The sequence below is a fragment of the Nocardia sp. NPDC058640 genome, from assembly GCF_042716995.1.
GTDB lineage: Bacteria > Actinomycetota > Actinomycetes > Mycobacteriales > Mycobacteriaceae > Nocardia.
Map to the genome: position 1 here is coordinate 69,309 of NZ_JBHXRG010000008.1, position 21,179 is coordinate 90,487.

At 68.7% G+C, this 21,179-nt stretch carries 18 protein-coding genes; 12 read left to right on the forward strand and 6 right to left on the reverse strand.

The window, feature by feature from the left end:
* Window positions 1-91: 91 nt before the first annotated feature.
* Window positions 92-730 carry a hypothetical protein gene (locus ACFWU5_RS13095; protein ID WP_379242269.1) on the forward strand — a complete coding sequence of 213 codons (639 nt, stop codon included), beginning with the start codon at window positions 92-94 and terminating at the stop codon, window positions 728-730.
* Window positions 731-737: 7 nt separating this feature from the next.
* On the opposite strand, the gene ACFWU5_RS13100 is transcribed toward ACFWU5_RS13095, so the two are convergent.
* Window positions 738-1,751 carry an Rv2578c family radical SAM protein gene (locus ACFWU5_RS13100; RefSeq protein ID WP_379242268.1) on the reverse strand — a complete coding sequence of 338 codons (1,014 nt, stop codon included), beginning with the start codon at window positions 1,749-1,751 and terminating at the stop codon, window positions 738-740.
* 31 nt (window positions 1,752-1,782) lie between these two features.
* Window positions 1,783-2,757: an NAD-dependent epimerase/dehydratase family protein gene (locus tag ACFWU5_RS13105; protein WP_379267299.1), complete on the reverse strand. Its 975-nt coding sequence runs from the start codon at window positions 2,755-2,757 to the stop codon at window positions 1,783-1,785.
* Window positions 2,758-2,949: 192 nt separating this feature from the next.
* Between ACFWU5_RS13105 and ACFWU5_RS13110 the strand changes: the two genes are divergently transcribed.
* Together ACFWU5_RS13110 and ACFWU5_RS13115 are read left to right on the forward strand one after the other, a co-directional pair.
* Window positions 2,950-3,279 carry a type VII secretion target gene (locus tag ACFWU5_RS13110; RefSeq protein ID WP_379242266.1) on the forward strand — a complete coding sequence of 110 codons (330 nt, stop codon included), beginning with the start codon at window positions 2,950-2,952 and terminating at the stop codon, window positions 3,277-3,279.
* A complete protein-coding gene (locus ACFWU5_RS13115; protein ID WP_379267300.1) occupies window positions 3,276-4,904 on the forward strand; it encodes a hypothetical protein in 1,629 nt (542 codons plus the stop codon). The genes ACFWU5_RS13110 and ACFWU5_RS13115 overlap by 4 nt, the downstream gene beginning before the upstream one ends.
* Before the next feature lie 59 nt (window positions 4,905-4,963).
* Here the strand turns inward: ACFWU5_RS13115 and ACFWU5_RS13120 are convergent, their stop codons facing one another.
* Both ACFWU5_RS13120 and ACFWU5_RS13125 read right to left on the reverse strand, forming a co-directional pair.
* Window positions 4,964-5,458 (reverse strand): hypothetical protein, encoded by a 495-nt coding sequence (locus tag ACFWU5_RS13120; RefSeq protein WP_379267301.1) that lies wholly within the window; start codon window positions 5,456-5,458, stop codon window positions 4,964-4,966.
* Between the two features lie 47 nt (window positions 5,459-5,505).
* The gene (locus tag ACFWU5_RS13125; protein ID WP_379267302.1) at window positions 5,506-6,429 is read right to left on the reverse strand and encodes a neutral zinc metallopeptidase; all 924 of its coding nucleotides are present in this window, start codon (window positions 6,427-6,429) and stop codon (window positions 5,506-5,508) included.
* A gap of 207 nt (window positions 6,430-6,636) precedes the next feature.
* Between ACFWU5_RS13125 and aspS the strand changes: the two genes are divergently transcribed.
* Together aspS and ACFWU5_RS13135 are read left to right on the forward strand one after the other, a co-directional pair.
* The gene (gene aspS / locus ACFWU5_RS13130; protein ID WP_379267303.1) at window positions 6,637-8,442 is read left to right on the forward strand and encodes an aspartate--tRNA ligase; all 1,806 of its coding nucleotides are present in this window, start codon (window positions 6,637-6,639) and stop codon (window positions 8,440-8,442) included.
* A gap of 70 nt (window positions 8,443-8,512) precedes the next feature.
* Window positions 8,513-9,481 (forward strand): DUF389 domain-containing protein, encoded by a 969-nt coding sequence (locus ACFWU5_RS13135; RefSeq protein ID WP_379267304.1) that lies wholly within the window; start codon window positions 8,513-8,515, stop codon window positions 9,479-9,481.
* Window positions 9,482-9,485: 4 nt separating this feature from the next.
* On the opposite strand, the gene ACFWU5_RS13140 is transcribed toward ACFWU5_RS13135, so the two are convergent.
* Window positions 9,486-10,496: a hypothetical protein gene (locus tag ACFWU5_RS13140; protein WP_379267305.1), complete on the reverse strand. Its 1,011-nt coding sequence runs from the start codon at window positions 10,494-10,496 to the stop codon at window positions 9,486-9,488.
* A gap of 193 nt (window positions 10,497-10,689) precedes the next feature.
* On the opposite strand from ACFWU5_RS13140, the gene ACFWU5_RS13145 reads away from it, so the two are divergent.
* The gene (locus ACFWU5_RS13145) at window positions 10,690-11,859 is read left to right on the forward strand and encodes a phosphotransferase family protein (RefSeq protein WP_379267306.1); all 1,170 of its coding nucleotides are present in this window, start codon (window positions 10,690-10,692) and stop codon (window positions 11,857-11,859) included.
* 36 nt (window positions 11,860-11,895) lie between these two features.
* Here the strand turns inward: ACFWU5_RS13145 and ACFWU5_RS13150 are convergent, their stop codons facing one another.
* Entirely contained in the window at window positions 11,896-13,575 is a 1,680-nt protein-coding gene (locus ACFWU5_RS13150) for an alkaline phosphatase D family protein (protein ID WP_379267307.1), read from the reverse strand.
* A gap of 149 nt (window positions 13,576-13,724) precedes the next feature.
* Between ACFWU5_RS13150 and ACFWU5_RS13155 the strand changes: the two genes are divergently transcribed.
* From ACFWU5_RS13155 to ACFWU5_RS13180, 6 genes are all read left to right on the forward strand, one after another.
* Window positions 13,725-15,071 (forward strand): replication-associated recombination protein A, encoded by a 1,347-nt coding sequence (locus ACFWU5_RS13155; RefSeq protein ID WP_379267308.1) that lies wholly within the window; start codon window positions 13,725-13,727, stop codon window positions 15,069-15,071.
* A 61-nt stretch (window positions 15,072-15,132) separates the two neighbouring features.
* A complete protein-coding gene (gene alaS, locus ACFWU5_RS13160; protein ID WP_379267309.1) occupies window positions 15,133-17,796 on the forward strand; it encodes an alanine--tRNA ligase in 2,664 nt (887 codons plus the stop codon).
* On the forward strand, window positions 17,796-18,344 hold the full coding sequence (gene ruvX / locus ACFWU5_RS13165; protein ID WP_379267310.1) for a Holliday junction resolvase RuvX: 549 nt from the start codon (window positions 17,796-17,798) through the stop codon (window positions 18,342-18,344). Before alaS ends, ruvX begins: the two co-directional genes overlap by 1 nt.
* Window positions 18,341-19,840 (forward strand): endolytic transglycosylase MltG, encoded by a 1,500-nt coding sequence (gene mltG / locus ACFWU5_RS13170; RefSeq protein WP_379267311.1) that lies wholly within the window; start codon window positions 18,341-18,343, stop codon window positions 19,838-19,840. Before ruvX ends, mltG begins: the two co-directional genes overlap by 4 nt.
* Complete coding sequence (locus tag ACFWU5_RS13175) at window positions 19,830-20,654, forward strand: shikimate dehydrogenase (RefSeq protein WP_379267312.1); 825 nt, start codon at window positions 19,830-19,832, stop codon at window positions 20,652-20,654. Before mltG ends, ACFWU5_RS13175 begins: the two co-directional genes overlap by 11 nt.
* A gap of 36 nt (window positions 20,655-20,690) precedes the next feature.
* Window positions 20,691-21,119, forward strand: a complete 429-nt coding sequence (locus ACFWU5_RS13180) for a B-4DMT family transporter (RefSeq protein ID WP_379267313.1) — start codon at window positions 20,691-20,693, stop codon at window positions 21,117-21,119.
* Window positions 21,120-21,179 lie beyond the last annotated feature (60 nt).

Consider the following 21,179-nt stretch of genomic DNA (forward strand, 5'->3'; position numbering starts at 1 on the left):
CAGCTCTCGCGTGGGCGTGAGCGTGTCGGTGGGGCGCGGTAATCTGACCGCGCCTCACACCGGGCGGGCCGGTGAAGGTGGAGAGGACATCGTGGACGGGCAGTCGGCGGCAACGGAACCGGTGGGCATCGACCTGGTCGCGCCCGAGGTCTTCGCGCCGATGTTGCGCAAGCTCTCGCTGGCCGCGCTCGGCGTCGGTGTCGGGGCCACGCTGCTGTCGGCGGTGTGGCTGAGCTGGCCGTACGCCATCGCGATCGGACTGGTCGTGGCCCTGCCGACCGTCGCCTATGTCTTCGCGTTCCAGCGTCGTCGAATGTGGTTGAGCGGCACCGTGATCCGCGCGCACCGACTGTTCGGCGAGAACACCGTCGACCTCGCGCACGCCACCGGTGTGCAGCTGCAGGTCTACCCGGGCAGGCTCAGCCGCATCGTTTTGAAGGTCACCGCCGACGCGGACACGCAGATCGTTCCGCTGGCGATGTACACCGACGTGGGCAGTGGCCGCGAACTGCACCTGTTGGCGCTGCGCAAACTCGCCGATGCCCTGTCCTCGAGCGAATTGGTCGCCGCCATCGCCATCTCCGAAGTGCTGGTCGGGCAGTTGCGCGCCGAAGCCCGCGACGCCGGTCTCGACGAACGCCCGTTGTATCGGGCGGTGCAGTCGGTGCGCGGCAAGGACGCCGTCTCGCCGGTCGTGCTCACCGATTCCGAAGTCGCCGCGCTGACTTGAGCTGTGTTCAGCCGAACAGGGCCAGTTGGGTGTCGATGGGTTGTGGACGCGGTGCCGGAGGGGTTGTGCGGCCCTGGGTTTGACGGAGGCTGTACTGAGTCAGCAGCGGGTTCACCCGATCGCGTAACCAATCGCGGTACAGCGCAGTGACATTGCCGCCGCGGGGGTACAGCTGGCGGTAGCGGCGCATGAGGGCCGGGTGTTGCTCCGCCAGCCAGGTGAGGAACCAGTCGCGGGTGGGACCACGCAGGTGCATGGGGAACGCCATGGCGCTGGTCGCACCCGCATCGGCGATCGCGGCGAACAGGGCTTCCAGGTGGGCCCGGCTGTCGGTGAGGCACGGGATGATCGGGGCGGCCATGACGTGGACGGTGAAGCCCGCGTCGGACAGCGCGCGGACCAGGTCAAGGCGTGCACGGGGTTCGGGGGTGCCGGGTTCGAGGCTGTGGTGCAGATCCGGGTCCAGGATGGCGATCGACACCGCGACACTGATTTCCACCTGGCGGGCCGCTTCGACGAGCAGGGGGAGATCGCGGCGCAGCAGCGGGCCCTTGGTGAGAATCGAGAACGGGGTGCCCGAATCCGACAGCGCGCGAATGATGCCGGGCATCAAGCGATATCGGCCCTCGGCGCGCTGATACGGGTCGGTGTTGGTGCCCAGTGCCACGGCCTCGCGCTGCCACGAACGGCGCCCCAGTTCGCGGCGCAACACCGCGGCGATATTGGTTTTCACCACGATCTCGGAATCGAAATCCTCGCCCGCATCCAAGCCCAGATATTCGTGACTGCCCCGCGCGAAGCAGTAGCGGCAGGCGTGCGAGCAGCCGCGCATCGGGTTGATCGTCCAGCGGAACGGCAGCGCTGAACTCTCGGGCATCTTGTTCAGCGCGCTCTTGCACAGCACTTCGTGAAAGGTGATGCCGTCGAACTCCGGGGTGCGGACGCTGCGAACCAGCCCGGCTCTGGTCAGGCCGGGCAGTGCGCCGTCATCGGCGTCGAGGGTTTGGGCTTGCCACCGCACCCCCAGAGTCGAACATTTGTTCGAACAGGTGTCAAGCCTGACGCGGCGCCCGCAGGAAATCGACCAGATCGTCGACCGTCTCCGCGGTCGGGCGCGGACGGTAGCCGAGTTCGCGTTCGGCCTTGCCGTGGTCGACGATCGGCGCCGAGATCAGCGCGCCCAGTGCGGCTTTGGACAGGATGTCGGAGCCCAGACGCCTGCTGATCGGCTCGAGGACCGGCAGCAGCGCACCCAGCCACTTCGCCGGGATGGCGAAACGGGGGCCCTGCGCGCCGGCGCGGGCCGCGGCCATCCGGCACAGGTCGAGCATGGTGGTCATCTCGCCGCCGAGCAGGTAGTTCTCGCCGGTGCGGCCCTTCTCGCCGGCCAGGATCAGACCGAGCGCCACATCGCGCACGTCGACCAGGTCGAAGCCGCCGCCGATCATCACCGGGATGCGGCCCCGCATCGCCTGGGCGACGGTGCTGTTGAGGCGGGACAGCCGCTCGGGGTTGTCGGCGGGACCGTAGACGCCGGTCGGGTTCACGATCACCGCGTCCAGGCCCTGCTCGATCACCGGGCGCAGCGCCAGCTCGCCCGACCATTTGGACCGGTCGTACACGGGCAGGCTCGGATCGTCGGACCGGCCGGAGGTCTCGTCGATGTGCCCGTGCGCGCGGTACTGGTCGAACGCGTGGATGGAGCTGGTGTGCACGAACCGGCGCACCCCGGATGCCAGCGCGGCCTCGGCGGTCACGCGCACGCCTTCGGTGTTCACCCGCCATGCCAGGTCGTTGCGTTCGGCGAGCGTGATCAGCGCGACCAGGTGGTACACCACCTCCACGCCGGTCAGTGCCGCGCGCATCGAAACAGGGTTCAGCACATCGCCGTCGATCCAGCTCACGGCCGGATCGTCGATGGTCGGGGCGACTCGGTCGATGGCGACCACCTCGTGGCCGCGCTCGACGAGCAGGGGGATCAGATTGGTACCGAGGTAGCCGGCTGCGCCGGTCACTGCGACCTTCATGCGCCCGAGGGTATAGAACATGTTCTAGTTTTCCTAGTGGGTCGCGCGGATCGAGGGTGATACGACTCGAAAACTGTCGGGGTGTTCGGCTATATTCGGAGCCACTCGCAGTCGGGTGGGTCGCGTCGGGAGTTTCGCGGCCGCTGATCGCGGTCTATGGCAGACTTTTCACGACGAGTTGGGGGATTTCGCATGAATCACGTCTCGGTGGAGACACCAGGGGTCGCGGCGTTCGCGGCGGCCAACAGCGCAGTCGCGGGGCAGGTCGCCGCCGCGGGCAACATCGATCTGGTGGCCAGCGTGTCGGCGGCGACGCCGGTGTTCGGCCTCATCGGCGCCGACTACCTGGCGATGTTCGCGGCCGCACAAGCGTTGCAAGCCAAGGACATCAACGATCTGTCGGCCCGGTTCAGCTCGCTGTCCGATGCCGCCTTCAAGTCGTCGGTGACCTTCGAGACCACCGATATCGACAATGCCGCCGAGCTCGCGCGTCAGGCCGCCGGACTCGGAGGCGCGGCATGAAACCGCTGAGCTCCGATGGCGGCGTCATCGCCCCCGAGGCCGCGCTGGCTACCGCCGATGCCGAGATGGCGTCCTCGGCGATGGGTGCGCTGCCGCTGGATACCCAGGCGATCCTGGACGTGCCGTTGATGCAGGTGCCCGACGATCTCGCGGCCGAGGAAGAAGCGGTTTTCACCCTCGCGCAGAAGATCACCGACGAAGCTCAGAACGGCAGCATGTCGCCCGCGGGCCTCGGCGGCCTTGGCGGCCTGGGTGGCGGGCAGCCGCAGGACATGCTGCCCTCCGACATCCTGTCCGGCATCTCCCATGACGCCTCCTCCGCGCTGAGCGGTCTGCAGGGCACGGTCGCCGAGCTCACCGCACCTGCCTCGGCTGCCGCGATGACCGCGTTCGACCAGGCCAAAGCGGCACTGACCGGCACGTCGGGCGGGGGTGCTTCCGCCGCCGCGAGCCCGTCCGCCGCCGCGCCGACACTGCCGCAAGATCCGGTCGCCGCGCTGATGAACGGCGTGTCACTGCCCGCGCTGCCCGGCGTCGACGCGCTGTTCCAGCCGTTCCTCGACCTGCTCAGCAGCTTCGGCACCGGCGTTTTCAACTCCGTGGACCCCACCGCGATCCTGAGTCAGTCCTCGGCCGTCATCGAACAGGCGATGAGCCTGGCCCAGGGTGGTGTGAAGACCGTCCAGCAGCTGTGGGAGGGCCAGGCCGCCGACGCGGCGACCACGGCCAGCCAGCAGGCGCAAACCCAGGGGCAGGAAACCGGCCAGCGCGGCATCGACATCTCCGCGCTCACCCAGCAGGCCGCCGCGGTCGTGCAGACCGGCAACGCGCAGCTCACTACGATCGCCACCACGTTCGCGGCCCAGGCCACGGCGCTGGCGCCGACGATCATGCTGCCGCCGACCCAGGCCACGCTGATCGGTTTGGCCACCACGCATCTGGGTGAGGCGGTCTCGGTCGTCAACATCACCCGTGGACAGCTCATGGGATACACCGGCGAACTCAGCAATGTGGTCGGGCAGCTGGCCAGCCAGAGCGGTCTGCCGTCGCCGGAGGAAGCACTGTCGGCGGTCTCGGAGAACATCGGCGAGCCGCTGATGACCCAGGCGCAGGAAGCGCTGGGCGGCGGCGACGGCTCGACCGCGGCAGCGGGTGCGAACCCCAGCACCGGTGCGCCCGGCTCGACCGTCCCGGCCGGTCTCGGGTCCGGCGGCTCGGGTGGCAGCGGTGGCGGTGGCGGTGGTGGTGCCGCACTCGGCGCGCTCGGAGCAGCGCGCGGTGGTGGCGGTGGCGCCGGTGGTGGTGCCGGCGTGCCGAGCGCGGGCACCCCGAAGTCCAGCGCGGCGATCCCCGGTTCGGCCGTGCCCGCGGGGCGCGCGATGACCCCCGGCGGAATGGGCGCCACCAGCGCCGCGGGCGCCGGCGGTACCTCCGGCATGATGGGCGGCGGCGCGGGAGCGGGCGCGGGCCGTGGCAACAACGAAGAAGAACACGGTCGCAACGTGCAGTTCTACCAAAGCCGCACGGGCAACGACGATCTCACCGGACCGCTGGGCGAATCCACGCCCGAGGTCATCGGCGCGGTCCACGAAGACGAACGCGAACCCGAAGCCGACCGGTTCTGAAGCGGTAGAGGTTGCGCCCGGAGTGTGGCTCCGCGGCGCAACCTCGACTGTGGAACGCGTCAGCTCTTGAAGGCGTCGACCAGCTTCTTGTAGAGGTCGGCGAAGCGCTTGCGGGCGGCCTTCTGCTCCGGGTTGAGGCCGTCGGAGGCCTCGGGGGAGTAGACGACCAGGTGGGCGTCGTCGGTGGAGTCCTCGGGCATCAGGTCGATGATCTGGGTGCCGCGGTTCTCGCCCGTCGGGATACCGAAGTCGGTGTCCTTCAGCGCGTTGATCTCGTCGCGCGCGGCCGAGATCGCTTCGCCCGCAACCTTTCCGGTCACCTTCTTCGGCGCGGTCTCGGGCTTGCGGTCCTTGCTCGCCGCGTCGGGCATGTGCACGGCGGTGCCGTCGGGGAAGATCTGCAGGACCGGGCGCAGGTCGGTGCGCTGGGTCCAGCCCGCCGGGATCGTGGTCAGGCTCACCAGCGGTAGCGGCGCGGGATCGGCCTGGGCGACGGCACTCGCGCCGGGCAGCGCGAGCGCGCAGACGAGCAGTCCGGTCATGGTCGGGCGCATGGGTTCCCCTCGATCGAAAGTCAGTGCGTGGGTGTCGCGTTCGCGGGTCAGCGTAGCCCGGGCGGGTTGTCCAGGTCACGTGCGGAATAGGTGTCGCAGGCCTGCACCGAACCGGTCCGGTAGCCGACGAGGAACCATTTCTGCCGCTGATCCGAGGACCCGTGGGTCCACGACTCGGGATTGACCCCGCGCCCGGCGCTGCGCTGGATACGGTCGTCGCCGACAGCGTTGGCCGCGGACAGGGCATCGCGAATGTCTTTGTCGGACAACGGCTTCAAGAAAGGTTGCCCGCCGCCGGGGGAGGGCTGCTTGTCGGCGAAGTTGGCCCAGATGCCCGCGTAGCAGTCGGCCTGCAGCTCGGTGCGCACCGCGCCCGAGGTCGCGCCCTGCGGATCGCGCTGCGCCTTGCCGATATCGCCGAGCTGGTTCTGGATGTGGTGGCCCACTTCGTGCGCGACCACGTACTCCTGTGCCAGCGGTCCCGCGCTCGCGCCGAAGCGGTCGGTGAGTTCCTGGAAGAACCCGGTGTCGAAGTAGGCGGTCTGGTCGGCGGGGCAGTAGAACGGGCCCACGTCGCTGGTGGCATTGCCGCAGCCGGTGCTCACCGAGCCGGTGAACAGCCGCAGCTTGGGTTCCACGTACTGCGTGCCGGTCTGCTCGGGCAGCTGCACCGACCACACCGCGTCCAAGCTCTGCGCGGTCGCCACGACCCGGCAGTCCACGTACTTGTTGGCGTCGGCGCCGGTCTTGCAGTGCGTCGGGGTGCCCGCGGTGGCGGGCTGCGGCTGCCCGCCCTGCGCGCCGGTGAGATTGCCCAGCGCCGAGCCCGGATCGCCACCCATGAGCAGGGTGATCACCAACAGGATCAAACCGCCGGCACCACCACCGAGCGCGACTTTGCCGCCCATGCCGGGTCCGCCGCCCGACGATGCCCGGCCGGGATCGATCTGCATACCTTCGTTGAAGGTCATCGCGGTACTCGCCTTCGCTCGGTGGTCCAGCTGCCTCACAGCATGATTCACCGTCGACGGAAGCCGCAGACGGTGAACAGTGTCACAAGCTTGACACGGTGGGGAAGATATCGGTTTTCCTCCGGGCACCGTGTCTCACTACGATGGCAGTGCACCGCGTGTTTTCGCGGTGCGACCAGTCCACGAAAGTTTGTCGAAAGGAATACCGTGCTGCGCACCCACTTGGCTGGTTCGCTGCGAGGCGAGCAGGCCGGTCAGACCGTCACCCTCACCGGCTGGGTGGCCAGGCGTCGTGACCACGGTGGTGTGACCTTCATCGATCTGCGTGATGCCTCGGGCGTTTCGCAGGTGGTCTTCCGCGACGGCGATGCGGCCGAACAGGCCCATAAGCTGCGCGCGGAATTCTGTGTGCAGGTCACCGGTGTGGTGGAACGGCGTCCCGACGGCAACGAGAACCCGGAGCTGCCGACCGGGCAGATCGAGCTCGACGCCAAGGAACTGGTCGTGCTCAACGAGAGCGCGCCGCTGCCGTTCCAGCTCGACGAGACCCCCGGCGACGAGGCCCGCCTGAAGTACCGCTACCTCGACCTGCGCCGCGAAGGCCCCGGCCACGCCATCCGTCTGCGCTCCAAGGTCAACGCCGCCGCCCGCACGGTGCTGGCCGACCACGACTTCGTCGAGGTCGAGACCCCCACGCTCACCCGCTCCACGCCTGAGGGCGCCCGCGACTTCCTGGTCCCCGCGCGTTTGCAGCCGGGCAGCTTCTACGCGCTGCCGCAGAGCCCGCAGCTGTTCAAGCAGTTGCTCATGGTCGGTGGCATCGAGCGTTACTACCAGCTCGCGCGCTGCTACCGCGACGAGGACTTCCGCGCCGACCGTCAGCCGGAGTTCACCCAGCTCGACATCGAGATGAGCTTCGTGCGCCAGGAGGACGTGATCCTGCTGGCCGAGGACATCCTGACCGCGCTGTGGAAGCTGATCGGCCACGACATCGTCACCCCGATCCCGCACATGACCTACGCGGAGGCGATGCGGCGCTACGGCTCCGACAAGCCCGACCTGCGCTTCGGTGTCGAGATCACCGAGCTCACCGACTACTTCAAGGACACCACCTTCCGGGTGTTCCAGTCCGAGTACGTCGGCGCGGTCGTGATGCCCGGTGGCGCGAGCCAGCCGCGACGTCAGCTCGACGCCTGGCAGGAATGGGCCAAGCAGCGCGGCGCCAAGGGCCTTGCCTACATCCTGATCAACGAGGACGGCACCCTCGGCGGCCCGGTGGCCAAGAACCTCACCGACGCCGAGCGGGACGGGCTGGCCAAGCAGGTCGGCGCCGAGCCGGGCGACTGTGTGTTCTTCGCCGCCGGCGCGGTCAAGTCCAGCCGCGCGCTGCTGGGTGCCGCGCGCGGCGAGATCGCCCGCAAGTGCGACCTCATCGACCCGAACGCCTGGGCCTTCGTCTGGATCGTGGACGCCCCGATGTTCGAACCCGCCGCCGAGGCCACCGCCAGTGGCGATGTGGCACTGGGTCATTCGGCCTGGACCGCGGTGCACCACGCGTTCACCTCGCCCAAGCCCGAGTCCCTCGAAACCTTCGACACCGATCCCGGTTCGGCGCTGGCCTACGCCTACGACATCGTCTGCAACGGCAACGAGATCGGTGGCGGTTCCATCCGTATCCACCGCCGCGACGTGCAGGAACGCGTGTTCTCGGTGATGGGCATCAACAACGAGGAAGCCCAGGACAAGTTCGGCTTCCTGCTCGACGCGTTCGCGTTCGGCGCCCCCCCACACGGCGGCATCGCCTTCGGCTGGGACCGCATCACCGCGCTGCTGGCCGGCGAGGACTCCATCCGTGAGGTCATCGCGTTCCCGAAGACCGGTGGCGGCGTCGACCCGCTCACCGACGCGCCCGCGCAGATCACCGCGCAGCAGCGCAAGGAGGCCGGTATCGACGCCAAGCCGGTGGTCAAGGGTGCGCCCGACGCGCCGAAAGTTGTTGCGGCCGACAAGTAGCCGACGCGCACCGTAGCCCGGTACCTTCTGATCGGTATCGCCCCCCGCGATACCGACCAGGAGGACACCGGTGCTACATCTGCGAGTGATCAGCCCGCCCGACCAGACCGACGAGCTGATCCGGGTCCTGGAAGCCGACGCGGGCGTCACCCATCTCACGGTGGCGCGCGGGATCGCGATCGACCCCGCGGGCGATCTGGTCCAGGCCGACGTGGCCCGCGAAGGCGCCAACAAGGTCCTGGCCGACGTGAAGGCGCTGGGCATCGTCGAGCACGGCGGCATCACGCTGGGCCCGGTCACCGCGGTGCTGTCCGATGCCGCCGATCGTGCGGTGCGGGCGGCGCCGGGCGACCCGTCCGATGCCGTGGTCTGGGAGCAACTGCTCAAGGAAACTCACGAGGAAGCCTCGCTCAACGCCACTTTCGTCGCGTTCCTGACCATCGCCTGCCTGCTCGCCGCGATCGGCGTGGCCACCGATTCGCCGGTCACCATCGTCGGCGCGATGGTGGTGGGCCCGGAGTTCGGACCGCTGGCCGCGCTGTCGGTGGCGCTGGTTCGTCGCAATTGGCGGCTGGCGCGTCGCTCGGTGATCGCGTTGGCGGTGGCGTTCCCGATCGCGATGGTGGTCACCCTCGGCGCGACGATCGTGTGGGAGCAGTTCGGCTGGATCACCACCGCGGGCATCATCGACGCGCACAGCGTCGACTTCATCTACGAGGTCGGCCCGTTCTCCCTGGTGGTGGCGCTGCTGGCCGGTGCGGCGGGGATGTTGTCGCTGGTCACCGCGAAATCGGCGGCCCTGATCGGGGTGTTCATCTCGGTGACGACCGTGCCCGCCGCCGGGTACGCGGTGGTCGCGGCGACGCTGGGGCAGTGGCATCGGGCGTTCGAGTCCGCGGGTCAGCTCGCGGTGAACCTGCTCGGCATCGTCGTCGCGGGAGTGCTGGTGCTGGAACTTCGACCGAAGGCGGGCGACGAGAAGGGCCCGCTCGGACGGTTCAAGCGGGCCATCGGCATGCGGTCAGCGCTCGAGCACTGACCCGCTACACGCGTGCGACCGGTCCGGCGGTCAGCATCCGGTAGGCGAAGGTCACCGCGATCACGCAGACCGGCCCGGCCACGAACAACCCGAGCCCGCACAGCGCCGCCCCGACCAGCGTGACCAGGATGACCGTCAACGCCAACAGCACGCACGCCCACAGATTCGCCAGCACCAGTTGCGCACTGGCCTTGATCGCGTCCACCGGGCCATAGTCCTGATCGATCACGAAGTGCAGCGAGAACATGCACAGGAACCCCGCGATCAACCCCGGCGCCAGGCACAGCGACGACAACAGCAGCGTGATCGTGAACGACAGCAGCGACGTCAGCAAGACATTGCCCGCGTTGACGAATCGGAAGAACGACCCGAAAGCCGGTGGGTACCCATCGGTTTCGTACAGCGCGCCACGCACCATCGCTGCCTGCAGCAACCACAGCGCGACGATCACCACCAGGAACAGCAGCAGCACGCTGAACGGTGAAGTCGGCTCGACGATCTGGACCACCGCGACGAACCCCAGATAGATCAACACCCCCACCGCGATCACGCCCAGCCACGGCCCCGGATTGGCCCGGAATCGCTCCCAGCCGTAGCTCAGCGACTGGCCGACATCCAGCGCCTGTGCTCCCGAATGGTAGTAACCGGGCGTCTGCGGGCCGCCGGTGGGCGACACGCCGGACGCGGGGGTTGCGGGATACCCGGAACTCTCCGGTTTCGTCTGCGGCACGGCATAACCCGAACCGGTGCCCTCGGGTCCGTACTGCGGGCCCGTGCCGGCAATCGGCGGTGCGGGTTCGACGGGTTCGTGCCCGTACTGTGCGGCGCCGGGCCCTTCGAATTGCGGATAGCCCGCGTTACCGGCCATTCCGTGTCGACTGGGTCCCGCGCCGGAAGTCGGTGCGGCGCCGGTGCCCTCGTGTGTGCCCGCGGAGTCGGCGAACTTTCCGCCACCGCCCGGAACAGGCGACCCGCCCGGTGAATCGCTCGATGCGGCGTACGGAGTGTCGGTCACTGTGATAGACCTTTCGACTCAACCGGTTTGCGGTGTGGCGCACAGCAGTTCACGATGAGAAAACCCGACAACCGGCTGATGTGTCAAGCGAACAGGCTCATCCGCGCAACCTCGGCGCCAACACGCCGAGCGACGCGGAAAGGTTGTGCAACCGCTCGCTAGAAGTGACGTGTTACGAGTAGTTTGAGAGGCGATGATCGCACTATTGGCCGAACGCGCCGCCGACGTCGTATCCGCAGCACAACAGTTGCTCACAAAGCGAATGGGTGCTCCGGTAAAGCTGAGTGATCCGGTAGAGCTCAGCGGCAGTGGTAGGACGACAGTCCTACGCGTGCGTGTTGCGGAGAACGCATTCTCGTTGCCGCGCACGCTGATCGTGAAACAGGTGCGCGGTACCGCTACCGAGCGGCGCACCGGTGGCATGGCGCCCGGCGTCGCCAGTATCGACGCGGCGTTCCTGCGCGAGGCGGTGTCCTACCAGTTCACCACCGCCCTGAGTCGCGAGCAGCGACCCGGTGCGTTCCTGATCGCGCACAGCGTCCCCGACCGACTGCTGGTGCTGTCGGACCTGGGCGACAACGCGCTGCTCACCACCGTGCTGCAGGCCAGGGTCGAACCGGGCACCCGCAATTCGCTGATGGCGTTCGCGCAGGCGCTGGGCCGGATGCACGCCGCGACCGTGGGCCGCGAACCCGACTTCGTCGCGCTGATGCGCCGGGTCGACTCGGTGCATCGTGTCGACGGCATCGCGCAACAGGCGCAAGCCGCCATCGCCGAGGTGCCCGGCCTGCTGCAGGCCGAGTTCGGGATCGACGTGCCCGGTGAGATCGCCGAACGCATCGTGGCGGGCAACCGCCTGTTCACCGGTGGCCGTTATCGCGCGTTCAGCCCGTCGGACCTGTGCCCCGACAACGTGATCATGAACGACGAGGGCGCGCGGTTCCTCGACTACGAGTGGGGCGGTTTCCGCGACGCCACCCTCGACATCGCGTACGCGCTGGTCTCGTTCCCCGGCTGCCTGTGCGATTTCGAACTCGCGCGCGGTCGCGCCAAGGAGATGGTCGAAGCCTGGCGCTCCGCGGTGGTGGGCGTGTGGCCGTCGCTGGCCGACGACAAGATCCTGGCCGAACGGATCCTGGAAGCCCGCCTGATCTGGGTGTGGCTGTCGACCTACTGGTTCCTGCCCGCCGACCACGCCCGCATCGCCACCGCCCGCGAGCACGGCCTGTCGGTGCCGCGCTCGGAGGCACTGATCAACCGGTGGTCCGCGCTGGCCGAGGACGCCAGGATGACCGGCGACGACGCGGTCGGCGACTTCGCCGAACAGGTCTCGGCGATGCTCGAGGAACGCTGGTCGGAGTAGAGCCGCGGGCGGGTGACAGACCCGCCCGCGCCCGGCTCAGCTCGTCGGGGTCGCCCGCTGTTCGATGCGCCCACCCGCGGGCACCGCGAACGACATCCCGTGGCGCACGCCGGTGCCCGGATCGGTCACGTCCAGGACGTAGAACCAGTCCATCTGGGTCTGCCCCGCGGTGACGTCGAGCACGCCGAAACCGTGCGAGTCGAGTTCGACGTACCGCAGGTGGTGGTTGGCCGCCTTGATGGCCTCTTCGGCGGGGATCGACGCCGTCCGCGGCGGCATCTTCAACGTGTCACCGACGCTGGACGAGGTGACCGACGGGATGACGAACTCCACGCCCACCGTCGGGCCCGCGGGGTAGTTCGCCGGGTTCACCGGCAGATCCGACGCCCACGAGGTGTGGATGTCGCCGGTGAGGAACACCACGTCACGCACCTGATTGTGCGAGATCGCGTCGAATAGCGTGCGCCGGTCGGCGGTGTAGCCGTCCCACTGATCGCCGTTGACGGTGATGCCGCCCTGCGGGATGCCCAGCGCCGTGGTGATGGCCTCGGTGGTGGCCGATTCCAGCGGCGGGAACACCAGCGGCGCGACCATCACCGAGTTGCCGATCAGCTTCCAACGGGCGGGGGAGGAGGTCAGGCCCGCGGTGAGCCATTCCATCTGGGTGCGGCCGGTGAGCGTGCGGGACGGGTCGTCGGCGTGCCGCCAGCCCGCGACCGGTCCGGCTTCCTCGTCGCGGTAGCTGCGCAGGTCCAGCATCGACAGTTCGGCCAGGGTGCCGAAGCGCAGTCGCCGGTAGATCTGTACCTGGCCGTCGCTGCGGGTCGCGCGCACCGGCATCCACTCGAGGTAGGCGCGGGCGGAGGCGGCCTTGCGGTCGGCCCACGGACCCTCGGTGGCGGGGTCGTGGTTCTCCGCGCCGTCGCGCCAGGAGTTGTCGGCGGATTCGTGGTCGTCCCAGGTGCAGATGAACGGCACGGTGGCGTGCAGGGCCATCAGATCCGGGTCGGTCTTGTACTGGCCGTGGCGGGTGCGGTAGTCGGCCAGGCTGACGATCTCGTTGACCGGATCGTGCCCGCGCACGGCGCCGTTGCGGCCGGTGTACTTGCCGCGCGCGTATTCGTAGATGTAGTCGCCCAGGTGCACGATCGCGTCGAGGTCGGTGCGCGCGGCCAGGTGCCGGTAGGAGCCGAACCAGCCCGCTTCCCAGTTGGCGCACGAGACCAGGCCCAGGCGCAGTCGGTCGACGTCGGAGTCGGGTGCGGGGGCGGTGCGGGTGTGGCCGACGGGGGAGGTCTGGCCGCAGGCGGTGAAGCGGTAGAAGTAGTCCTGACCGGGAGTCAGGCCCGTTGCGTCGACCTTGACGGTGTGGTCGGTGTCGGTCGAGGCGGTGACGGTGCCGGTGGCGGCCAGGGCGCCGAAATCCGGGTCGGTGGCGATCTCCCAGCGCACCGGGGTCGCATCGCCGAGGCCGGAACCGGGCGTGGCGTCCTCGGCGACGGTCACTCGCGTCCAGAGGATGACCGCGGACGGTAGCGGGTCGCCCGAGGCGACGCCGTGCTGGAACACCCCGCTGGTCGCGGCGGCGCGGCCGGTCAGCGCGACGGTGGTCAGTGCCGCCACCGCGGCGACGCTGCCGCCCTTGAACAGCGTGCGTCGAGCGAAGGAGGACTCGGCGGGGATTTCGGCGATTTCGGCCACGATCAGCGATTTCATCCCACGCGAGGCTTCCGCGCAAGTCTTTGCGACAAGTGTTGGTCAGCTGTCCATATTTTGGGCGGCTGTTCGTTCGTCATCGGCCGGTCGAACGGGGTCGCGGCTGCGCTTCACCGAACCTGTCGGAGGGGCTGAGTACCCTGCACAACGTGAGCGACAGCCTTTTCGACGTGCCCGGCGAACGCGCGTCCGCCGACTCCGGCGCCGACGCGGCGTTTCGTCGTGATTCCGGCGCGCCGTTGGCGGTTCGGATGCGGCCCGCCAACGTCGACGAGGTGATCGGCCAGGCGCATCTGCTGGGCCCCGGCTCGCCGCTGCGCAGGCTGGTCGAAGGCTCCGGTGCGGCATCGGTGCTGCTCTACGGCCCGCCCGGCACCGGAAAGACCACCCTGGCCTCGCTGCTGTCGCAGGCCACCTGCCGTCGGTTCGAAGCGCTGTCGGCATTGTCGGCGGGCGTCAAGGACGTGCGCGCGGTGATCGACCTGGCCCGTCGCCGACTCACCGCGGGCGAGCAGACCGTGCTGTTCATCGACGAGATCCACCGCTTCTCCAAAACCCAGCAGGACGCGCTGCTGGCCGCGGTGGAGAACCGGATCGTGCTGCTGGTCGGCGCGACCACCGAGAACCCGTCGTTCTCCGTGGTCTCCCCGCTGCTGTCGCGCTCGCTGGTGCTGCAACTACAACCGCTGACCCCCGACGACATCCGCACCGTCCTGGCACGCGCGATCACCGACCCGCGCGGCCTGGCCGACGCCATCGCCGTCACCGACGACGCGATCGAACACATCGTCCGAATCGCCGGTGGCGACGCGCGCCGGGCACTGACCGCGCTGGAGGCCTCGGCCGAATCCGCCACCGACGGCACCGTCGACCTGGAAACCGTCGAGGCCACCGTCGACAAGGCCGCCGTGCGCTACGACCGCGCGGGCGACCAGCACTACGACGTGATCAGCGCCTTCATCAAATCCATCCGCGGCTCCGACGTCGACGCCGCCGTGCACTACCTGGCCCGCATGCTCGCAGCCGGCGAAGACCCCCGTTTCATCGCGCGCCGCCTGATGATCCACGCCAGCGAGGACATCGGCATGGCCGACCCGATGGCCCTGCAAACCGCCACCGCCGCGGCCCAAGTCGTTCAGCAGGTCGGCCTGCCCGAATGCAAACTCGCCCTGGCCCAGGCCACCATCCACCTGGCCACCGCCCCCAAATCCGGCGCGGTCACCACCGCGATCGACAAGGCCATGTCCGATGTCTCCCGCGGCAAGGCAGGCTCGGTCCCGCCCTACCTGCGCGACGGCCACTACACCGGCGCGGCGCTGCTCGGCAATGCCAAGGGCTACAAGTTCCCGCACAACTCCCGCGAGGGCGTGGTCACCCAGCAGTACCCGCCCGACGAACTGGTCGGCACCGACTACTACTTACCCACCGAACACGGCAACGAACGCGCCATCGGCCCGCGCGTGGACAAGCTACGCAAGATCGTGCGCGGGCAATAGTGGTGCGGACCACCCCGGTCGATGAAAAAGCACCTGGACCGCACCGGTAAGCTGGATATTCGTGCAGACCCACGAGATTCGACGACGGTTCCTGGACCATTTCGTCCGTGCCGGACACACCGAAGTTCCCACCGCTTCGCTGATCCTGGCCGACCCCAACCTGTTGTTCGTCAACGCAGGCATGGTCCCGTTCGTTCCGTATTTCCTCGGTCAGCAGACCCCGCCGTACGCCACCGCGACCAGCGTGCAGAAGTGCGTGCGCACCCTCGACATCGAGAACGTGGGCATCACCACCCGCCACAACACGTTCTTCCAGATGGCGGGCAATTTCAGCTTCGGCGACTACTTCAAGCGTGAGGCCATCACCCTGGCCTGGAAGCTGCTCACCGACAGTGTCGAAGACGGTGGCTACGGCTTCGATCCCGAGCGCCTGTGGGTCACGGTCTACCTCGACGACGACGAGACCGAGCGCATGTGGCTCGAGATGGGCGTGCCCGCCGACCGCATCCAGCGTCGCGGCATGGCCGACAACTACTGGTCGATGGGCATCCCCGGCCCGTGTGGTCCGTGTTCGGAGATCTACTTCGACCGCGGCCCCGAGTACGGCGTCGAAGGCGGCCCCGAGGCCGACGAGGATCGCTACATCGAGATCTGGAATCTCGTGTTCATGCAGAACGAGCGTGGCGCGGGCACCAGCAAGGACAACTTCGAGATCCTCGGCCCGCTGCCCAAGCAGAACATCGACACCGGCATGGGTGTCGAGCGGGTCGCGTTCCTGCTGCAGGGCGTGGACAACGTCTACGAGACCGACCTGATGCGCCCGATCATCAACAAGGCCGAGGAGCTCACCGGCCGCTCCTACGGTGTGGAACACACCGATGACGTGCGCTTCCGCGTCATCGCCGACCACGCCCGCACCGCCGCGATGCTCATCGCCGACGGCGTGAACCCCGGCAACGACGGCCGCGGCTACGTGCTGCGCCGCCTGCTGCGCCGCATCGTGCGCTCGGCCCGCCTGCTCGGCGCCGAGAAGCCCGTGATGGCCGAGCTGATCAAGGTCGTCACCGACCTGATGGCCCCGTCCTACCCCGAACTCGCCACCGATTTCGCGCGCATCGAGACCGTGTCGGTCGGCGAGGAGATGGCGTTCCTCAAGACCCTGAACACCGGCGAGACCCTGTTCGACAACGCCGCCACCGCGGTGAAGTCCAAGGGCGGCAAGCAGATCACCGGCTCCGACGCGTTCGCTCTGCACGACACCTTCGGTTTCCCGATCGACCTCACCCTCGAAATGGCCGCTGAGGCAGGCCTTTCCGTGGACGAAGAGGGCTTCCGGTCGTTGATGGCCGAGCAGCGCAAGCGCGCCAAGGACGATGCCCAGGCCCGCAAGCACGCGCACGCGGATCTCACCGTCTACAAGGAACTGGTCGACCGCGGCGCCACCGAATTCACCGGTTTCGACGAACTCACCTCCGAGGCGAACGTCCTCGCCCTGATCGCCGACGGCGTGCGCGTCCCGGTCGCCACCGCCGGTCAGGACATCGAGGTCATCCTCGACCGCAGCCCCATGTACGCCGAGTCCGGTGGTCAGATCGCCGACCGCGGCACCATCACCGCCAACGGACTGAAGCTGCAGGTCAACGACGTGCAGAAGATCGCCAAGAAGGTCTGGGTGCACAAGGCCACGGTCGAGGCCGGTCAGATCACCGAGGGCGATGTCGTTGTCGCGCAAGCGGATCCGGCCTGGCGTCGCGGCGCCACCCAGGGTCACTCCGGCACGCACATGGTGCACGCAGCGCTGCGCCAGATCCTGGGCCCCAACGCCGTGCAGGCCGGTTCGTTGAACAAGCCCGGCTACCTGCGCTTCGACTTCAACTGGCAGGGCGCGCTGTCCGAGCAGCAGAAGGCCGACATCGAGGTCGTGTCCAATGACGCTGTGGGCGCGGACTTCCCGGTGAACACGTTCGTCACCGATCTGCCCAAGGCCAAGGAAATGGGCGCGATGGCGCTGTTCGGCGAGAACTACGGCGACGAAGTGCGCGTGGTCGAAATCGGCGGCCCGTTCTCGATGGAACTGTGCGGCGGCACCCACGTGGAGCACTCCTCGCAGATCGGCCCGATCACCCTGCTGGGCGAGTCCTCGGTCGGTTCCGGCGTGCGTCGCGTCGAAGCCTTCGTCGGCCTGGATTCCTACAAGTACCTGGCCAAGGAGCGTGCGCTGCTGGCCGGTGTCGCGTCCTCGCTGAAGGTGCCCTCGGACGAGGTGCCCGCGCGCGTGGAGCAGCTCGTGGAGCGCCTGAAGGTGGCGGAGAAGGAACTCGAGCGCACCAAGATCGCCGCGGTGCTGTCGTCGGCGGGCACGTTCGCCGACCAGGCCGAGCGCGTCGGTGCGGTGCGTCTGGTGGCCGCCGCGGCGCCCGAGGGCGTGTCCGCGGGCGACCTGCGGACCCTGGCCACCGACATCCGTGGCCGACTGGGCAGCGAGCCCGCGGTGGTCGTGCTGCTGGGCAATGTCGACGGCAAGGCGCCGTTCGTGGTGACCGTGAACAAAGCCGCGCAGGATCTGGGCTTCAAGTCCGGTGATCTGGTCGCCGCCTTCGGCCCCAGCATCGCTGGACGCGGTGGCGGCAAGCCGGAAATGGCGCAGGGCGCGGGTTCGGACCCGTCGGGCATCCCGGCCGGTTTGACCGCGGTCCGTGCCCGGGTGGCCGAACTCGCCGGCTGATGACCACCCCTGAGTCGTCGGACACCGAAGCCGACCGACCGCACCCGGAGACCGATCCCGGACGGGGTCGCCGGATCGCGATCGACGTCGGCAGCGTGCGCATCGGGGTCGCCTCGAGCGACCCCGACGGCATCCTCGCCACACCCGTGGAAACCGTCGCGCGCGCGAAGTCCGGTGGGCGCGCGGGCGGTCCACCCGCCGATATCGCAAGAATTGCCGACATTGTGCGGGAGTACGAAGCGGTCGAGGTGATCATCGGCCTGCCACGCACCTTGCGCGGCGAAAACGGTACCGCCGCGGGTATCGCACGCAAGTTTGCCAAGCAGTTGCGGCGGGTGATCGACCCGATTCCGATACGCCTTTCCGACGAACGTTTGACTACGGTGTCTGCTGCACGTGCGCTGCGCGACAGTGGAGTTCGCGCACGTGGCCAGCGGCAGATGATCGACCAGGCGGCAGCCGTGTCGATTCTGCAAGGATGGTTGGACGAGCGGAGTTCGATGTTGAAGGACGCACACACGGCGAATGCGGTCGGAGATGATGCATGACCGACCGATGGACCAGGGCCGAGGAACGCTACCGAGCGCGCGAGGCTGATCGGCGCTATCCCCGTCGCAACGACTGGGGGATCGATGCCCGCACCGTGCGCGGCGAACCTCGCCCGGAACCCGATCGCGGCGAGTGGGACGAAGACGGCACCGACGTGATCCCGCCGTACGTGGACGAGGTCTACGAGGACGAGATCGTCGACGCCGAACCCGAGCCCGAACCGGTCGTGCCGCCGCGTCGGGTCGGCCGGCGTGCCCCCGCGCCCGAGCGGGCCCGACGTGGCGCGCCCTCGGGACGGGGCAAGTCCGCCCGCGCCAAATCCCGGATCGCCTCCCGTAAGGCCGCCGAGCGCAAGAAGCGCCGCCGCAACATGTGGGTGGTCGCGGCGGTGTTCCTGGTGTTGGTCGTGTCCGCGGCCGGTTTCGCCGGGTACAAACTCGTGGGCGGCCTGACCCCCGCCGAGGATTTCGCGGGCCCGCCCGGCGAGCTCGTGGTGGTCCAGGTGCATCCCGGTGACACCGCCACCCAGATCGCCGACACCCTGCACGAGAAGGGTGTCGTAGCCAGCTCGGAGGCGTTCTACGAAGCGGCCGTGCGTAATTCGAACATGAACAACGTGCAGCCCGGTTTCTACTCCGTGCCGCTCAACATCCCCGCCGAGCACGCGGTGACCACCCTGGTCGCCGACGACTCGCGCGTGGGCAATGTCGTGGTCTCCGAGGGACGGCTGCTGCACGACCAGCTCGACGTGCACACCGGCGCCCGCAAGGAAGGCATCTACACCAAGATCGCCGGCGCCAGCTGCCTCGGCGCCGCACCGACGGCCAAGTGCGTCACCTACGAACAGCTCGACGCCGCGGGCTCGAGCACCGACCTCGCTGCGCTGGGCGTGCCCGACTGGGCCAAGCAGCAGGTCGCGGCCGCACCGGACCGGCGCAGGCAGCTCGACGGCCTGATCGCGCCGGGCACTTTGGATTTCGATCCCAGCGGTGGCGCGGTGGGGATCCTGCGTCAGCTGATCACCTCCAGCGCGGCACTGTACGAGTCCACCGGGCTGCTGCGTTCGGGCGCGGAAACGCAGCTCAACCCGTACCAGACGTTGATCGCGGCCTCGCTGGTCGAACGTGAGGCACTGCCCCCGGACATGCCGAAGGTGGCGCGCGTGATCGTGAACCGTCTGCGCGTGGACCAGCCGTTGCAGTTCGACTCGACGGTGAACTACTCGCTCGACGAAACCGAGGTCGCCACCACCGACGACGACCGCAGCCGCGTGACCCCGTGGAACACCTACGCCATGCCCGGCCTGCCCGCGAATCCCATTGCGGCACCGTCGATCAAGGCGTTGAAGGCGATGGAGAACCCGGAGCCGGGCAAGTGGCTGTACTTCGTGACCATCGACAAGAAGGGCACGACGCTGTTCACCGAGACCTACGCCGAGCATCTGCGCAATATCGTGAAGGCGGAGCAGAGCGGGATCCTCGACAGTGGGCGTTGAGATCGCGCGCAAGGCGGCCGTGCTCGGTCAGCCGATCGCGCACTCCCGCTCGCCGCAGCTGCACCTGGCCGCGTATCGCGCGTTGGGTCTGGACTGGACCTATGAGCGGGTCGAATGCGATGCCGCGCAGCTGCCGGGGTTCGTCGGCGGGCTCGGCCCGGAATGGGTCGGATTGTCGGTGACGATGCCGGGCAAGGAGGCCGCCCTGGCTTTCGCGGATGAGCGCACCGAGCGGGCCGTGCTGGTCGGTTCAGCGAACACGCTCGTGCGGGTGGATGCCGGGTGGCGTGCGGATTGCACCGATGTCGATGGGGTGCTCGGCGCGTTGCGCGGCGGTGGCGTCTCGACGATCGACGAGGCCGTGGTGATCGGGGCCGGTGGTACCGCTCGGCCCGCGCTGCTGGCGTTGTCGGAATTGGGCGCGAAGACGGTGACCGTGGTCGCGCGCGATGCCGGACGGGCGCGCAGTGCGTTGTCGTTGGCCGACGAGCTCGGCATGGTCGCCACCGTCGTGCCGCTGGACGCCGACCAGGTTCGCGCGGCGTGTGCTCGAGCGGGCGCGGTCGTCAGCACGGTGCCCGCCGAGGCCGCCGCGGTGATCGCCTCCTCGATCGCCGCCGCACCGGTCGTGCTCGACGCCATCTACAACCCGTGGCCGACACCGCTGGCGACCGCTGTCGAGGCCGCCGGGCACACGGTGGTCAGCGGTCTGCAGATGCTGCTGAACCAGGCCTACGGTCAGGTCGAGCAGTTCACCGGCCGGCCTGCCCCCCGCGCGAAGATGGCGGCAGCTCTCACCGATCCGCAGAATTGATACCGGTTCTAGTTCTATCGAGTTAAGGTGTTGCCCATGACCGCCTGGGTGTTACGAGCCGCCGTCCTCGCCGCAGTGGTCACGACCCTGCGTGTACTGCTCGGCTTCGTCATGGACTCCTGGCCCACCCACGGCACCTTCTGGCGTGCGGGCTGCCTGCTCGTGATCGTGGCGGTAGTCGTCGCCTGGGGCGTGCGCGACGGACGCTCGGGCGACGACGGGCTCACCGTGCGCTGGCTGGTCGTGGGTTTCGTAGCCGGGATCGTCAGCTCGGCGGTGTGCTGGACGCTGGACCAAGTGCCCGGCATCGAACTCGGTGACGCGGGCCTGCTCTACGAACTGACCTCGGCGGCGTCGTTCATCCTGCTGCTGGTGTTCCTGCCCGCGATGGTGGGCGTCGCGTTCGGTCACTCGCGCCGGACCGCTTCTCCCGCAATCGAATCCGAGTACGCCACCGCGAGCTGAGTCCGCTGCGGTTGACGGGGTCGCGCGGGTTATTCCGCGCGACCCCATCTCGTTTGTATA

Excerpts from the sequence above, each read along its gene's own strand:
- ACFWU5_RS13105 (WP_379267299.1), bottom strand. The coding sequence starts at position 2,757 with ATGAAGGTCGCAGTGACCGGCGCAGCCGGCTACCTCGGTACCAATCTG.
- ACFWU5_RS13110 (WP_379242266.1), top strand. The coding sequence starts at position 2,950 with ATGAATCACGTCTCGGTGGAGACACCAGGGGTCGCGGCGTTCGCGGCG.
- ACFWU5_RS13115 (WP_379267300.1), top strand. The coding sequence starts at position 3,276 with ATGAAACCGCTGAGCTCCGATGGCGGCGTCATCGCCCCCGAGGCCGCG.
- ACFWU5_RS13120 (WP_379267301.1), bottom strand. The coding sequence starts at position 5,458 with ATGCGCCCGACCATGACCGGACTGCTCGTCTGCGCGCTCGCGCTGCCC.
- ACFWU5_RS13125 (WP_379267302.1), bottom strand. The coding sequence starts at position 6,429 with ATGACCTTCAACGAAGGTATGCAGATCGATCCCGGCCGGGCATCGTCG.
- ACFWU5_RS13145 (WP_379267306.1), top strand. The coding sequence starts at position 10,690 with ATGATCGCACTATTGGCCGAACGCGCCGCCGACGTCGTATCCGCAGCA.
- ACFWU5_RS13150 (WP_379267307.1), bottom strand. The coding sequence starts at position 13,575 with ATGAAATCGCTGATCGTGGCCGAAATCGCCGAAATCCCCGCCGAGTCC.
- ruvX (WP_379267310.1), top strand. The coding sequence starts at position 17,796 with ATGACCACCCCTGAGTCGTCGGACACCGAAGCCGACCGACCGCACCCG.
- mltG (WP_379267311.1), top strand. The coding sequence starts at position 18,341 with ATGACCGACCGATGGACCAGGGCCGAGGAACGCTACCGAGCGCGCGAG.
- ACFWU5_RS13180 (WP_379267313.1), top strand. The coding sequence starts at position 20,691 with ATGACCGCCTGGGTGTTACGAGCCGCCGTCCTCGCCGCAGTGGTCACG.